The following is a 15,597-nucleotide window of genomic DNA, read 5'->3' on the forward strand; positions in this document are numbered from 1 at the left end:
TTTTAACAAATAGAGGTGATTAAATGAAGCTAAGTATTGCGATGATGGTTAAAAATGAAGAAAAGTATTTGGGAGAATGCTTAGAAAGTTTAAGACCAATAATGGAAAGTATTGACTCGGAAATAATTATTGTTGATACAGGTTCCACAGATAACACTGTAGAGATAGCAAAAAAACATACAAATAAAGTCTACTTTCATGAATGGAAAGATGACTTTGCGTATATGAGAAATAAGACAATAGAGTACTGCAAAGGAGAATGGATCTTAATATTAGATGCCGATGAAATTGTTGAAAACTGTGATGGGATTATTAAATTTTTAGAATCTAAGGAAAGCAACAAGTACAATACAGGAACCATAACAATAAAAAACATAACAACAGGTGACACTAAAAACTATTTTCCCATATTAATGATTAGGTTGTTTAGAAATAACAAGGAATTATATTATGAAGGGACTATCCATGAGCAGCCTAGATTTAAAAAACCTGTTTGTGAAGTGGACTTAAGTGTTTTCCATTATGGGTACCTATCAACAGATAAAGAACTTATGGAAATAAAGTTTAAAAGAAATACACAGTTATTAGAAAGAGAGCTTGAAAAAGATCCAACCAATGTATACAACTTGTACCAACTTTCCAAGTCTTATGGTATGTATAAAGACCACAAAAAAGCATTGGAATTTTGTCTAAAAGCATTTGAAGCAGCTAAAAGACAAAAGCTGGATTTAAGCCGACGTATGTATATATACACAAATTTAGCGCTATCATATTACCTATGTAAAGACTATCTTAATGTGGAAAAAATAACAAAAGAGGCGCTAAAAGTGAGGGGTGGATATTTTGACCTTTACTTTTATCAGGGAAAAGCACAGTTAAGCTTAATGAAATATACAGAAGCAATTAACAGCTTTGAAAAGTATCTAGATGTCCTTGATAAATATAGTAATGAGAAAATAAAAAAGGATCCTACTGTTGCATATCGGACTTTAAACAGATATGAAGAAGTTTATTTAGATTTATGTACGTTATATAGCAAACAAGGTAAACGAAAAAAGGCTCTGAATTTTTTAAAGAAGATGACAAAACAAAACATTAAAGAACTGGCTATAAAGCCTATGATTGAATTTTATATAGAACAGGATGACTTAGATGGGTTAAAGATTTTTTATGATAATCATATTTACAACAACTGCAACCTACAAAGGCTATTTTATAACCAGCTAGAAACTCTTTTAACCAATAAAGAGCAAAAGCAACACATAATAGAAGTTTTTAGTGAAGGCGAACCTAGCTATGCCCTTTTGAATAAAGTTAGAAGGTCGTTGCATGACAAAGAAAAATTGAATTACGAGGAGTTACAGTCGATAAACGATCTTGATTTTAATGAATTGCCTTGGTTTTACGGTGATGTTGTATATGCACTTCTAAAAGATAATTATCCTATTATAAAAGCTAATGAAAGAACACTGGAAGTGTACATTAAGTACTTATTAAAAAACCATAAGTTATTTTATAAAGATGCTCTGAATTATCTACAAAAGAATAAAAGTAATATGGGTATAAATAGCTGTAAAGTAAAAAAAGTATTGGCACATGGGCTTTTAACTTACGCTCATGACCTTATCAGCAAAAAAGATTTTTTACTTGCTTGGCAAGCTTATATAGAAAGTGGTACAAGCTATCTTTTAAATGTATATAATAGTAATGTCATTGGACAAGAAAGGATATATGACTTTAAGACAACTGAGGATCAGTTTATGTATTATATACTAATGGCTAACAGGTATAAATCAAAAAATCAAAAACTACATGTCAAAAACCTGCGCAAAGCTTTAAAGATTAAGCCGGAAATGAAAAAGGGCATAGAAATAATGTTAGAAGAAATAAAAGCAAAAACTCCAAAAGTTGATGATGAGTTAGAAAATGCAAAAGAGGAATTAAAACAAAGCATTAATAAATTGGTAGAAAAAGGTCTGCTAAAAGAAGCAAATAAAATATCAGATGAATATAAAAAGTTAGCCGGTGATGACATCGATTATTACTCAATAAAAGGTGTAATAGCAATGCTTGAGGGAAATTTTAAAATGGCAGAAAAAATGTTAAAAACAGGATTAGAAAAAGGTGAGAACTTTGATCTGCTATACAATCTTGGATATCTTTATCAATACAATAACCAAAAAGATTTGGCTATAGATTGTTACAAGAAAGCCCTTCATAATACACAAGATAATAGCAAAATAGAAGAAGCTCATAATGCACTTGTTCAGCTTGGGGTAAAAGAAAGTAAAGATCAACTTTTACAATCGTTTAATCAAGAAGATTATAAAAAAGATGATGGGGCAAATCTAGTTGCTTCAGATGAAATGGAAGAATATAAAAAAAAGTTTAAAAGCAATATACAAGCGCTAATAGAACAAGGAGCTTTAAAAGAAGCTAACGAAATCCTTATTGAGTATGAAAAAATTGTCGGCGATGATATCGATCTTTACTCTTTTAGAGGGGTTATAGCAATGTTAGAGAACGAGTTTACTAAAGCAGAGGCTACCTTTAAAGAGGGGCTAAGCAGGGATAAGAATAGTTTTGATCTACTATATAATTTGGCATACCTATATCAGACTCTTAACAAAAAAGAATTGGCAATTAGATACTACAGAGATGCATTAAAAAACTCTAGTACAGAAAGTGAGTCTATAGAAGTGTACAACATTTTAACAGGTTTAGGGGTAAATGAAAGTGAAAAGGGATTATTAGAAAAAGAGCTAAGTTCCAAGGAAATAATATTTGCAGAGAAGAAACTTAAAGAAAAATATATTCTTTGTTAAAATAATCAAAGAGAAAACTATAAGAAATTTATTTATATCCTTGTAAATCTTCTGGCAATAACCAAAGGTACGGTTATTATCTAACTTGACGCTTGAGCTATAACACTAAAAGTAACATGAAATTAGTTTAATTTAAAGTGTAAACATATTTTTAAATAACTTAATTTTTTTAAACATCTTGACTTATTGGAGGAAAAATATGATTCTTGAGAAGATAAAAAGTATCGATAGTTTAATAGTTACCATTAATAAAGTTTTAGAGAGAGTAATTAAAGGAGAATCTAATAAAATAGAAGCTTTTGTTGACTGTAGAGAAGCTGTTAATGTTATTTTAGAACAGCTTAAGGCGGAAGAAGCGCCTCCGGAAAATAGCATTAATCAACTTATTCACATTGATAAAAAATTAGAAGCATTCTCAAAGGAAGACCTAGCCAATAAAGGAAATATAAAAAAACTAATTAGAAAAATAGACTTAGTTCAAAACACCTTAAAAGAGGAAGTCGATGTAAAGCTAAAGGTGGTTTTTTTCCCTTATAAAGTTTCAATGTGGGACAGTTTAGAAAGTATTTATAAGGCTTTTATAAAAGATAAGAATTGTGAGGTTAGTGTTGTCCCAATTCCTTATTATCAACTTTCTCAAGAAAAAGCGATCCCAACCTATGAGGGAGACCGTTTTCCAGAAGATATACCTATCACTCACTATAGTAAATACAATATTGAAGAAGAGAAACCAGACATTGTTTTTGTACACAATATTTATGACCAATATAATACTATCACACGTGTTGATGAAGAATATTTTACATCTAACATTAAGAAGTATACTGAAATGCTAGTATATGTGCCTTATCATCTAGCCTCTTTTTTCCCGCCGTACTCAAAAAATACGACATATGCACTACCTTCTATTAATAACGTAGATAAAGTTGTTGTGCCAGGTAATTTTTTTAAAAAAATGGCTTTAAGGGATGGAATACCAAAGTCTAAACTTTTAAATTTAGGGTCACCTAAGATTGATTCTATGGTAAATAACTTAAAAAAAATCAAAATGTATCCTAATGAATGGAAAGAAAAACTTGATGGTAAAACAGTATATGTTTTAGATACAGGGTGTTTATATTTTGTTGAGGATCCCTTTGCCAGAATAGAGGAGATAACGAATATACTAAATATAACAAATGCAACCCAAAAGAGCGCCGTGATCTGGCGGCCTCATCCACTGACTAGAATCTCAATATTGAAGTATATTCCCCAACTATTAAAATATTATGATGACTTAATAGAGAACAAGATTAAAAACAAGAATGGTATTTATAATAAAGTTATCTTTGATGAAACCGATAATTACTTATATGCATTAAATGCTGCTGATGTATTGATTGCAAGAAATGGATCTTTAATGAGAGTTTATACCCTTACTGGAAAGAAAATCATCTTACTTAACGATAAAATGCCAAAAGGTTCAGCGGTACAAAACAATGTTTTTTATTATTTTTATAATAAAAAAGAGTCAATGCACGAACTTGTTGAGAAAATTAATGAAGGATACGACCCACTAGCTAAAAATCGAAAAGAATTAGCTGCTAAAATCTATAAAAATACAGATGGAACTTGCGGAGAGAAAGTTTATGCGACTACAAAGAAGATAATGTTAAAAAGGTCATAGTGCTTTAGTCACAATATGGATCTACTATATAAGGAATTCTAAAATATTAAGCAATACGAGAGTAGAGCGCATTATACTATGAGTTGTAATGTGTAGATGATTATAATTTCAGTATAAGAAGAAAAAGAGGTTGAATTACTATGAATCCAACCTCTCCATAAATTAATCCATAACTAAAATAGCCATCTGAGGGTATAGGGGTAATAAGGTATCGTAAGATTAGAGAAAAACATTTTTTTACGTTATTTAAATACTAAAATGTGGCCGAAAGGAGCTGTATTTCATGAACATAGAAAACTACGAAGAAGTACTGAAGCAGGTTTTTGACCTATCAGGGACATTACAGGAAGCTCTTGTGAGTGTTAATGTAATGTTAGAAGATGGGCAGATACAAGATGCTGTTACTGTTACTGATGACATCAAAGCAGCGCTAGAATCAATTGATGATTCGTTAGAGCCAGTATTAGAAGAGCTGCAAGCTAGAAATCTATCAAATATAACTACAGAGCTAAAAGAACAAGTAACTAAGGCTAAGGTTGATTTAGCAATGGATAATAGTGATAAGTTGAAGGAAGATTTAAAGAATGAAATATTTCCTAAGTACATTGTGTGGAAGGAAGAGGTTGATAAGGTTTTAAAACCTTATGTTATGCAATAAATGCATAATCATCACTACAAAGGCTGAGGGGATAATCCTTCGGTCTTTTAGTATATCCAACTCTACCATGGATCTTTTAGTTTGAGAAAAGCTTATTTTTTTGTAACAGATGTGTAACAGGGGGACAGGAATGCTCATCCCCATCTCCGGTAACAGAAGGGACAGGTACGACTGTACGCAGAGAGGCGCTAGCAGCATACCGGTCCCTTTGTTACCTGGGCGTGTATAACAGGGGGACAGGAACCTTGTTACATTTTCCATGTATAACAGGGGGACAGGAACTTTGTTACATTTTCCATGCAGAACAAAACCACCTAGAACTCCTGACCAACTGACCAACTTTCTGCTGCACTATTCCCCGTCAGTTTATGATTAGCAATATATTTCCGGGTTTGTAGGGGAGCAGTACCTGCTCCCGCACCTAACGTTTGCGGTCTAAAGCGGACAGCTACTGAGGTCCCAAATTGGTATCAAATCCAGACCCCGATGGACTCATATGGTATAATATTATTAATAGGAGGAAAATAAAGCAAATTTTAAAAAACTAAGAAAACAAGAGTAAATGCAAGAAAAACTAATATTATATAGGGGGAATTTATGTGGATATTACTAGTCAATCAAAAGAGGAAACAATTAAAGAAACAGAAAGATTTAAAGCAATCACTAATAATTCCTTTGATATTTTAACTATAACGGCAAAAGATGGTACTATTTTGTTTGAAAGTCTTGCTACCGAAAGGGTTTTAGGGTATAAAGCAGGAAAAGGAGTAGGGAAAAATATACTTGAATTTGTGCATCCTGATGATAGGGTATAAAAACCTGTAACAGGGGGACAGGAACTTTGTTACATTTTTACCTAACATTTTGTTGTTGAGCTGTTTCTTTTTTTATTCTTTGTTCTCTGGTAACAAAGTGCTAGCTGCTTTTAATGCTCAACCCCATCTCCGTTAACAGAAGGGACAGGTACGACTGTACGCTGAGAGGCGCTAGCAGCATACCGGTCCCTTTGTTACCTGGGTAGTAGAATAACAGGGAGACAGGAACATTGTTACATTTTATATCGGTTATGCAATGACGTACCTAGCTTGATACTCTGAGGTTTTTGTTTTAAGAACTAGCTTTTGAATCCAGAAATATTTTACATAACACTAAAACCAAGAATCATCACAATGGGAGAGTCTAGCAATGATTTAACAACCGTTCAGCAACTGCTTGACCATGGGCTTAAAGGTTAATGTCTTTACAGTGTACGCCCTTACAGTGCGTGTTTTTACCGTGGGAAAGCTCTTTTGTTTCCAAGGTCGGTCTTAAAATTGTCAATTCACCCTTGAATTCAACCGGCCCTTAATAACCGTGCGTTTTACTGTGGGTAAACAAAGCTTTTGAACTTATGGATTGACAATTTTAAAACCCAGTTGGATATAAGATGGTTAGGATTGTTGGATAGGCAAAACTCTTAGGGGGATTTTCTTTAAGGAGTATAAAGACGGGAATCTTACATGCTTATATACTAAAACACTGTTTTCTAAAAAGGCATATTCAAGGGTCTTTTTTTTAGCTTAAATTTTATGCAGTCTTGGGAACTGTTAGCAACACCGTTGAACTATAAAAATATTTCAAACAGGAAATGATTAGTGTTTGACAGTACAAACCATAATTGGTATAATATAAAATAACGTCAGCAGCTTAAATCATGGAGGGGTTTTATGCAACAAAAAGTTGTTTTATTAAAGGAAGAGAAAAAAATATTTGAAATGAAAGTAAAGCCTGCAAAGCATAGTAAATTAGGAGAATTAGACATAATAATTAATTCAGGCAAAGGATTATATTTTGATCATGTTATTTTAGGTGATTATTTTAGAGAATATAAGTTGCCAGATCAAGAGGTTAACTCCCTAAGTTGGCATGGGTATTATGAAAACTGCGGCAGCGACAGTATATTAAAAGCCCCCGTTGTACATATAAAAAGTCATGGTAGAAAGATTGATAAAGTGAATCATTTAGGCAGTATTAATATGGCAGAACCCATTGCCATTCCGGTGTGTAGCATTTATGTACCTAATAATTTATCTACTGAAGGTATAGGTTCTACAAAGAAGCAGGGAGAGAAAAATTCTTATATTGATATAGAAGATACTGAGGCTTCTGTATCTAGCAGGTACGATTTTTTCATATTACCGAAAGAAATTCCAGTTTACAAATTCAAAGGTAGCCCACTGATGTGTTTTTATAAATTTGCTGACCTAGAATTATTTAATAGTCCAAATAAGGGATTTAACATAATCCGTAAGCCCGATATATTGGATGATATTAAAGGGGGAACTAATGGTATCTTAGTAAGATTGGTAAGAAATCCGGCAGATATACATAAGCATTCTGATGATGGAAAGCAGATATTTCATGAAGTAAGCCATAAATTTTCACTTATTATTAATGATCCTAATGATATATACAACAAAATGGCCGGTAGAAATGTTATCGAGGTCAATAAAGAGAACAAATCAACGGAAGTTTACCATTTAAAAGATGCCCATGAGGATGCCATAAACTTTAAACCCAAATTGCAGCTTAAAATCTGGGATGGGTTTGGGAATAGTTAGTGTATGGTTATAAAAGAAAAAATTACTATAGTGAGCGTTTAAGTTCTAAGGCGGATGTTAAAAGGGTTTTATTTTTTTTCAAACATTTTGTTATATAAAAAATATTTCCAAAGAGAAATTGAATAATAAAAAAGAGGTGACGTGTTGTGAAAATTTCGCAGGTAGCTAAAATGATTCACTCAGGGCAAATTATTACCAGAGTGGAGGCTAAAGAGCAAGCTGGAGACGAAGTTATTGATGAAAAAAAAGTGCTTGTACCTAAGGCGATTTCAAATGGGAGGGTTATTGCTTCAGAGCTTGGTAAGGTTAAGTTAAAAAAGCATGTCAACAAAAAAAGAATAACCCTAAAAGGGGATATTTGTGTAAAGTTGTCTAATCCATATGATGTAACCTATATAAAAAGTGAAGATGAAGGGTTGGTAGTGCCGTCATTCTGTGCCATTATCAGGAGTTTAGATACTACTAAAATTGATCCTTGGTTTTTAACCGCTTTTCTTAACACAGACTATATTGTGGAACTTTTAAAATCAAGGGTGTCGGGGTCTGTGATGCCGATGATAAAAATTGCCGATCTTAAGGAGTTAGAGATACCTAATATTTCTATAGAAAAACAAAGGGAAGTAGGGCAAGCTTTTGCGATAAGCACCGAAAAACAACAAGTCTTACAACAAATCCAAGAAAATGAGAACAACATCATTAAATCCATTGTTGTTAACGCTGTTAAGGAGGCAAAGTAGCATGGATAGAAAGCAAGAAATATCTAAAACATTTGACTATATTTATAAAAAATTTTGCACGAGGAATTTAAGGGAAGCAACAAAAAATGAACCAATGCCTGTAGCGTTATTGTTTATGTTTTTGAAATACGTATCAGATAACAAGGATAGATTGGGGCTTGAATTTGAGGAAAAGTATGAGTTTGATTTCTTGACTCTAATTTATGACAAAAAAATATCTTATAGGGATTTAATTGAGCATATAGCTAAGGTAGAAAGGCAGTTAGGGTTCTATAATGGCATTTTAAAAAAGTTTGCACAAAGCAGTGATTTGTCAAGCTTCGGAGATGATATAGTTGAAGTGCTGGAGGAAATAAATTTATTAAACCTTAAAAGCGAAGGGAAAAGTAGGTTGGTGTACGATGTGGTTGTAGAATATTTTTCAGCCCAATCTACAAAGGAGCTTAGATTCCCAGATGAATCAATAACAAATATAAGTTTATCCAAACTAATAGCAAGGGTCTCTGATGTTAATGAAGGTATGACGATATATGACTTTTCTGTGGGCTATGGAACTACCTTAATCGAAGCTACTAGAGGGCATAGGTGTAAGCTATATGCTCAAGACAAAGATTTAGCCAGTGCTGCTGTGGCAATTATGTTGATGGTTATGAGTGAAAATAGGGATGCTACGGTTTACTGTGATGACTCAATATTTAATCCGTTGACATTAATAGAAAAAGACATGACATTTGATAGGGTTGTAGCAGTACCGCCCTTTGGGATTAAGATCGACAGTTTAGATAGCAATAAAGCCAAAGAGTTGGAAAACTCCTTTATTTATGGTTCAAATTTTAAAATAAGAGGAGATTTTATATTTGCAAGACATCTATTGGTAGCTTTAAAGGAAGGAGGTATAGGTTCTATTATCATGCCAATGGGGACACTTTTTAGAAAGGGGGAGGAAGGTAAACTAAGAAAAAAGCTTTTAGATGATAACTATATTGATACTGTAGTGGAGTTACCAGAGGGTATAATCCAAGGAACAGCTATAAAGGTAGCCTTGGTAAATTTCAAAAAGGGCAGAACTGATGAAGATGTATTTATAGTTGACTTAAGCAAAGAAAAAACAAAGCACTACTTCGAGCCCGACGGCAGGGCAAGTAAAAAGATCAAAGATAGCGCTTTACAAGACATATCTAAACTAATACTTCAAAAGAAAGAAATAAAAGGAATAGCTAAACTCGTGGACAAAAAAGAAATTTACAATAACGACACAAACCTATGCGCAGGCGTCTACATGCCTCCAGAGTTAGAAGACCTGACCGTTGATAATGTAGAACATTTGATGGAGAAAAATAATAAGTTGTATAAGGAGCTATATAGGTTGGATGAGGAGTTTAGGGGTGTGGTGGAAAAGTAAAGATAAAAAAGGAGGAGTTAGTGTGGAGAAAGATTTTATTATTGGAAAACCTGATAACTACGAAAAGCTTAAGAGAATGGCAAACAATAAAGTGTCTTGGCGGAATCGACTTGAAGCAGTAGAAGAGTTGGGTAAGTGGAAGTGCAGACAGTCAGTTGATGTTTTATTCCGTAGGATGATGAGCGATAAAGTCTTTAAAGTACAAAATGCAGCTTTTTTAAAGCTTCAAGCATTTGGGGAAAATGTCAAACTTCCTAAGAAGAAAAAGGGGAACTTAGTAAAAAATATAAATAAAAAATTAGGTACTATTAAGCGCTCACTGCCAGAAGAGCATTCTTATGAAGAGTTTAAACAAGAATTTAAACAGAAAAGATCAGTAGAATTTGATATTTACGAAGGGGACAAAGAAGAAAGATTTGATAAGTGGCTTCGTAACGTATGGTTAAACATACCTAAAGAATAATATTTATGTAACAGGGGCACGAACCTTGTAACACTACTAAGGAAACAAAAATAATTGGATAAAAGTTCGTAGATGAATATTTGTAACTGTATAAGAACAGATAATTTTATTGTAAGCCTCAGTATAACCTTGGCTATATAGAAAAAACATAATAGACAATTGACTCTAAGGTGATATGAACTCAAATCATAATAAATTAGGAGGGAAAATATGTTAGTTAAAAAAGTAGATGTAAGTAATGAATATAGACATGAAATACAAAGTATTTCAGATAAATTAACCCAACTTGAAGAAGTTAGGATTTATGAATTTTCACACGCTCAAATGGATGGTTACCTTGCAACAAATATTGAGCAATTGAGAAGAATGCTATCAGAACTAATTTATAAGGTTGAATATGATAAGGGCTCAATAATAGATGATGAGATAGCTGAAGCCTTTAGGAATTGAAAGCTCTTAATAAATTTAACTGACTCTCCACTGCCTTTGCCTATATCAAAGTCTAAAAGCGGAAATGATAATATATAACAGGGGACAGGTGCCTTATTACATCCTAGTACATAATCCTACCTATGATTTCTGATTAGTATGTATATAATAAAAGGGCTGCTTGACAATTGCAAATGGACTTTTATATTATAAAACTTGGAGAATATTTCAGCTATAAGATGAAGGTGAACCACTAAAATTTCATAACCTAGTTGGAGTATGAAATTTGCAGAACTACTTAGGGATAGCACACGGCAGAAGAACGCTGTAGTAAGTAAGAAAAGCTAATCTTATGGTTGGTTCTTTTTTGTTAGAAAATTGTATAAAAGCTGGAGAATAAGAAGGTATTTAAATAAGTTAGCCGAAATTTTATAGTATGGGTTAGAGGAAACTTAACAATGTTTAAATGGGAGGTGATAGAGATGATGACGAAAGGAGATTTTTACTGTGGAGCCTTTTTATCTTTTCTATTAAACAATGGGATTATGCCAGCTCTTTTTGAAGAGCGTATAGACATTAATAGAAAAATATATGATTTTACAACGAATAAAGATGATTTTAGAGTTTATGTAAAGTACTCAGAAAAACCTTCTAGTGAAAGTGAGTCAAAAGGTAGTTCAATATGGAATTTCCCATTTACAGATATCCAACTTGATGAAATTAAAGATATAAGATCTACAGATAATAAAAAATTATACTTTGCATTTGTATGTGGTAGATTATCATTAAACAAAAGTAGAATTGCACTAATATCACACGACATAGTACTTCAGTGCATTGAATTAAATAGGACTGCTAAATATAAAGATCAAAGTGTTAAAATTAGACTCATAAAAGGGCACTGGAATTTTGATGTCTATGGAACAAAAAGGGCAGATAAATTAGAAGGTCAGGATAACACGTTAAAAGTGCGCGTTAAAAATATGGATGAGATTTTTGGAATAAAACAGGATTGTGGATAGCTGAATTTAACTGTGACAGGGGAACAAAGACCTTGTTACATTTACATCGGTTATGCAATGACGTACCTGGCTTGATACTCTGAGGCTTTTGTTTTAAGAACTAGCTTTTGAATCCAGAACCATTCTACATACCACTAAAGCCAAGAGTCATCACAATGGGAAGTTAGAAGCGGGAATGGGAGAGCCTAGCAATGATTTAACAACCGCTCAGCAACTGCTTGACCATGGGCTTAAAGGTTATATCTTTACAGTGTACGCCCTTACAGTGCGAGGTTTTACCGTGGGAAAATGTTTTTGGCTTGGGTTAGTTTTGTGGGTTAGCAGGTGGCAGATGGGAAATTCTTTAGGGACGCAGACAGTTTAATGTAAGATTTTACTGTCTATGTGTGCTTTTATGGTACAGAGGACTTTCACCGTAAAGTCAGCTCAAAATGATGGGCTTACGCCCAAGATTCTTCACTTCGTTCAGAATGACAGGCTTTTTGGACTTAGGATTTAATCTTTACAGTGCGTGGTCTTGCCGTGGGAAAGTTAGTTTTAACTTGAGTTAGTTTTGTTAGCATTATAAAAAAACTACGAACAATTGTTCTGCAATCTATAGACAATTGTTCGTTTCTGGTATACAATAGGTATATAAAAATTACCAGGAGTGTTGGATATGAAAAAGCAAATACATATAAAATTACCAGATAGGTTACATCAAGAACTTGTCGATTTTACGAATAACAATGATAAAACTATCCAAGAATATGTTGTCGAGACTTTGGATGAAAAATTAAAAGAACAAATAACTATGTATGAATTCATTAAAAAGACAAAGGATAAAAACTCTGAGTTTACATTTATAGATCTATTTGCAGGCATAGGTGGAATGAGGCTGGGGTTTGAAAGGGTAGGCGGAGAGTGTGTTTTTACCTCTGAGTGGGACAAGTTTTGTCAGCAAACATACTATGAAAATTTTGGGGACATGCCTGAAGGGGATATAACAAAAATTGATGAAAAAACCATACCTGATCACGACATATTATTAGCTGGATTCCCTTGTCAGCCTTTTTCAATAGCCGGGGTTTCAAAAAAGAATAGCCTAGGAAGGGAGCATGGCTTTCTAGATAAAACTCAAGGAACCTTATTTTTTGATATTATACGAATCCTTAAAGAGAAAAGGCCGAAAGCCTTTTTATTAGAGAACGTAAAGAACCTTACTACCCACGACAAGAAGAAAACCTTTAAAATTATAAAAGAAGCATTGGAAAGTTTAGATTACAAAATAAGCTATCAAGTAATGAATGGTAAGCACTATGTTCCCCAGCATAGAGAGCGAATATACATTGTAGGTATTGATAAGAAAGTCTTTGGGGAAGAGGATTTGTTCCATTTTCCTGAGATAAGTGACGTAAACCGTGCAGTGCAAGACATATTAGAAGAGGAAGTGGACAAAAAATATACTTTAACTGATAGGCAGTGGGACTATTTGATAAGGTATAAAGAGAAACATCAGGCAAAAGGGAATGGTTTTGGATATGGTTTAGCTCCACTTGATGGAATTACAAGGACCTTAAGTGCCAGATACTATAAAGATGGTTCTGAAATTTTAATACCACAAGCAGGTAAAAACCCAAGGAAACTAACTCCTAGAGAATGTGCTCGCTTACAGGGGTTTCCTGATAGTTTTAGGATTGTAGTATCAAACACTCAAGCCTATAAACAATTTGGCAATTCGGTAGTTGTACCACTTATAGAGGATCTGGCAAAACAAATTAAAGCTGTCATAAAGTTATCAGAATTAAAAGAAGGTCAAAGCGCATAGAAAACAATGGGGGGATGGGAATGTCTGCGATACTGGATAAGGCTATAGACGCATGTCGAAATAATTCTTTAGCATTTTGTAAATTTGTATCGGCTAATGATGTAGGGGCAACTGGGACTCACCAGGCGGGGATATATATTCCAAAAAACTCCTATGAGATACTATTTGATAGACCTGGAGTGAAAGGTGAAAATAAGGACAAATATGTAAAAATTAGATGGCAAGATGATTTTGAAACAGACAGTAGGTTCATTTGGTATGGAAGGGGAACTAGAAGTGAGTATAGAGTTACTCGTTTTGGAAAAGGCTTTCCGTTTCTTCAAGATGAATATTTAGGAGACTTATTTGTCCTTGTTAAGGTTGGACACGAATTTTATACAGGGTTTGTGATAAGTGGTGATGAAGAAATAGAAAGCTTTCTTTCTGCGTTTAGCATGTCGCCGTCTGATACAAATGCCTTAATAAAAAGAAAAAGCATACAAACTTTAGAAGAAATCTTCCTGAACTATTTGGGGAATTTGCAATCTGACTTTCCTACTACTTACGAGTTAGCAAAAGCAGCAAGGGAAATTTATATAAAAATTAAACAGGGTAAAAAGCTTTCTTCAGCTGATAAGACAATAATACAATGGCTTGATATTGAATATCAACTTTTTAAAGCCATCGAAAACGACAGATATAAAGATATTATTTCAAAACCCTTTGAATCAGTAGATGAACTAATTAGGTGTGCAAACACAATGCTTAATAGAAGAAAAAGTAGGGCAGGTAGGTCATTAGAACATCACTTAGAGGCGTTGTTTAATTGTTATAGGATTTCATATAGTGCTCAGGCCAGAACAGAAGGTAATAAGAAGCCGGACTTTATATTTCCCAGTGAAGAAGCTTATCATAACTTGAGCTTTCCTCAAGAGCACCTTACCTTTTTAGGGGCTAAAACCACTTGTAAAGATAGATGGAGGCAAATATTAAACGAAGCAGACAGGATAGAAAATAAACACCTACTTACTTTGCAACAAGGAATATCAAAAAATCAATTAATGGAAATGGAACAGAATAAAGTCACCCTTGTTGTACCTAAAGATTATATATCAAGCTTTCCATCAGAGTTTAGAACTAAAATTCTTACTATAGAAGTGTTCTTGAAAATGCTAATGGAAAGGAAACGATAGCAAATGTAACAGGGGGACAGTGCATGTAACAGGGGGATAGGAACCTTGTTACATTTACCTAGCACCTACATCCCCATCTCCGTTAACAGAAGGGACAGGTACGGCTGTGCGCTGAGAGGCGATAGCAGCATACCGGTCCCTTTTTTGTTACCTGGGCGTGTAACAGGGATACATGGACAGGCTTAAATCAAGGGCGAATTTACAATTGACATTTGACAACGAAACCCTGCTTCGTGTTCGGTTAGTATATAGGTTATATTATGCTTTTCGCCTAGCTATGGATAGGCGGTTGTGCTACGTTCGAAAAAGCAACAAAGCCAGAGGGAAGAAACTTCTTTCTGGCTTTATTACTTTTTAACTAGTGGAGTGCGGTAGTTTCTTTTTCTTTACTAAAGTCGTATTGCTTAAATTAAGTTAACAAAATATAATTAAGTTAAGAGATTATAAAATATGCCGATATATTAAGTATAGGTATATTGCATTATATTTGAGAAATTAGGTGAGTGAGGTTGAAACTTGGCAACTGTAGAAAATGTGGTAAGATTATGTACTCCAATGGTTATTTCATGTGTAGCGAATGCAAGGCTGAAGAGTATAGCTCGTATAAGCTTGTTCGCGATTATGTTTATGATAACAAAGGAGCGACGGTGTTGGAGGTAGCTGAGGCTACTGGTGTTGATAAATCGGTTATATTACGTTATGTAAAAGAAGAGAGGTTATCATTATTAGATGATCGCTCAATTCTGCCTCGTTGTCGAGTGTGCGGTGCTTTTGTAGATAACGGCGAGGTCTGCGATAGCTGCAAATAAAAAGAGG

General features: G+C 33.8%; 13 protein-coding genes. All 13 read left to right on the plus strand.

What is annotated here, in order from left to right; all coding sequences use genetic code 11:
• The first annotated feature begins 23 nt into the window (after nt 1-23).
• The 13 genes from PRVXH_RS02500 (at nt 24) to PRVXH_RS02560 (ending at nt 15,590) form a co-directional block, all read left to right on the plus strand.
• A complete protein-coding gene (locus tag PRVXH_RS02500) occupies nt 24-2,825 on the plus strand; it encodes a glycosyltransferase (RefSeq protein WP_353893739.1) in 2,802 nt (933 codons plus the stop codon).
• 199 nt (nt 2,826-3,024) lie between these two features.
• Complete coding sequence (locus PRVXH_RS02505) at nt 3,025-4,491, plus strand: hypothetical protein (protein ID WP_353893740.1); 1,467 nt, start codon at nt 3,025-3,027, stop codon at nt 4,489-4,491.
• A 283-nt stretch (nt 4,492-4,774) separates the two neighbouring features.
• On the plus strand, nt 4,775-5,149 hold the full coding sequence (locus tag PRVXH_RS02510) for a hypothetical protein (protein WP_353893741.1): 375 nt from the start codon (nt 4,775-4,777) through the stop codon (nt 5,147-5,149).
• A 599-nt stretch (nt 5,150-5,748) separates the two neighbouring features.
• Nucleotides 5,749-5,964 (plus strand): PAS domain-containing protein, encoded by a 216-nt coding sequence (locus tag PRVXH_RS02515; protein ID WP_353893742.1) that lies wholly within the window; start codon nt 5,749-5,751, stop codon nt 5,962-5,964.
• 891 nt (nt 5,965-6,855) lie between these two features.
• Nucleotides 6,856-7,749, plus strand: coding sequence for a hypothetical protein (locus PRVXH_RS02520; protein ID WP_353893743.1), 894 nt, complete (start codon nt 6,856-6,858; stop codon nt 7,747-7,749).
• Between the two features lie 146 nt (nt 7,750-7,895).
• Entirely contained in the window at nt 7,896-8,486 is a 591-nt protein-coding gene (locus tag PRVXH_RS02525; protein ID WP_353893744.1) for a hypothetical protein, read from the plus strand.
• A gap of 1 nt (nt 8,487) precedes the next feature.
• A complete protein-coding gene (locus tag PRVXH_RS02530; RefSeq protein ID WP_353893745.1) occupies nt 8,488-9,888 on the plus strand; it encodes an N-6 DNA methylase in 1,401 nt (466 codons plus the stop codon).
• Between the two features lie 22 nt (nt 9,889-9,910).
• Nucleotides 9,911-10,351, plus strand: a complete 441-nt coding sequence (locus PRVXH_RS02535; RefSeq protein WP_353893746.1) for a HEAT repeat domain-containing protein — start codon at nt 9,911-9,913, stop codon at nt 10,349-10,351.
• A gap of 210 nt (nt 10,352-10,561) precedes the next feature.
• The gene (locus tag PRVXH_RS02540; RefSeq protein ID WP_353893747.1) at nt 10,562-10,801 is read left to right on the plus strand and encodes a hypothetical protein; all 240 of its coding nucleotides are present in this window, start codon (nt 10,562-10,564) and stop codon (nt 10,799-10,801) included.
• A gap of 461 nt (nt 10,802-11,262) precedes the next feature.
• Nucleotides 11,263-11,802 carry a hypothetical protein gene (locus tag PRVXH_RS02545; RefSeq protein ID WP_353893748.1) on the plus strand — a complete coding sequence of 180 codons (540 nt, stop codon included), beginning with the start codon at nt 11,263-11,265 and terminating at the stop codon, nt 11,800-11,802.
• 658 nt (nt 11,803-12,460) lie between these two features.
• Nucleotides 12,461-13,609, plus strand: coding sequence for a DNA (cytosine-5-)-methyltransferase (dcm, locus tag PRVXH_RS02550; protein WP_353893749.1), 1,149 nt, complete (start codon nt 12,461-12,463; stop codon nt 13,607-13,609).
• Nucleotides 13,610-13,629: 20 nt separating this feature from the next.
• Nucleotides 13,630-14,781 carry a type II restriction endonuclease gene (locus PRVXH_RS02555; RefSeq protein ID WP_353893750.1) on the plus strand — a complete coding sequence of 384 codons (1,152 nt, stop codon included), beginning with the start codon at nt 13,630-13,632 and terminating at the stop codon, nt 14,779-14,781.
• Nucleotides 14,782-15,290: 509 nt separating this feature from the next.
• Nucleotides 15,291-15,590 carry a hypothetical protein gene (locus tag PRVXH_RS02560; protein ID WP_353893751.1) on the plus strand — a complete coding sequence of 100 codons (300 nt, stop codon included), beginning with the start codon at nt 15,291-15,293 and terminating at the stop codon, nt 15,588-15,590.
• Nucleotides 15,591-15,597: the final 7 nt, after the last annotated feature.

Source organism: Proteinivorax hydrogeniformans (assembly GCF_040515995.1).
Classification (GTDB): Bacteria; Bacillota; Proteinivoracia; order Proteinivoracales; family Proteinivoracaceae; genus Proteinivorax; species Proteinivorax hydrogeniformans.

What these genes read in the sequence shown, in the direction of transcription:
- PRVXH_RS02505 (WP_353893740.1), top strand. Translation starts at nt 3,025, where the DNA reads ATGATTCTTGAGAAGATAAAAAGTATCGATAGTTTAATAGTTACCATT.
- PRVXH_RS02545 (WP_353893748.1), top strand. Translation starts at nt 11,263, where the DNA reads ATGATGACGAAAGGAGATTTTTACTGTGGAGCCTTTTTATCTTTTCTA.
- PRVXH_RS02520 (WP_353893743.1), top strand. Translation starts at nt 6,856, where the DNA reads ATGCAACAAAAAGTTGTTTTATTAAAGGAAGAGAAAAAAATATTTGAA.
- PRVXH_RS02510 (WP_353893741.1), top strand. Translation starts at nt 4,775, where the DNA reads ATGAACATAGAAAACTACGAAGAAGTACTGAAGCAGGTTTTTGACCTA.
- PRVXH_RS02540 (WP_353893747.1), top strand. Translation starts at nt 10,562, where the DNA reads ATGTTAGTTAAAAAAGTAGATGTAAGTAATGAATATAGACATGAAATA.
- PRVXH_RS02500 (WP_353893739.1), top strand. Translation starts at nt 24, where the DNA reads ATGAAGCTAAGTATTGCGATGATGGTTAAAAATGAAGAAAAGTATTTG.
- PRVXH_RS02555 (WP_353893750.1), top strand. Translation starts at nt 13,630, where the DNA reads ATGTCTGCGATACTGGATAAGGCTATAGACGCATGTCGAAATAATTCT.
- dcm (WP_353893749.1), top strand. Translation starts at nt 12,461, where the DNA reads ATGAAAAAGCAAATACATATAAAATTACCAGATAGGTTACATCAAGAA.
- PRVXH_RS02530 (WP_353893745.1), top strand. Translation starts at nt 8,488, where the DNA reads ATGGATAGAAAGCAAGAAATATCTAAAACATTTGACTATATTTATAAA.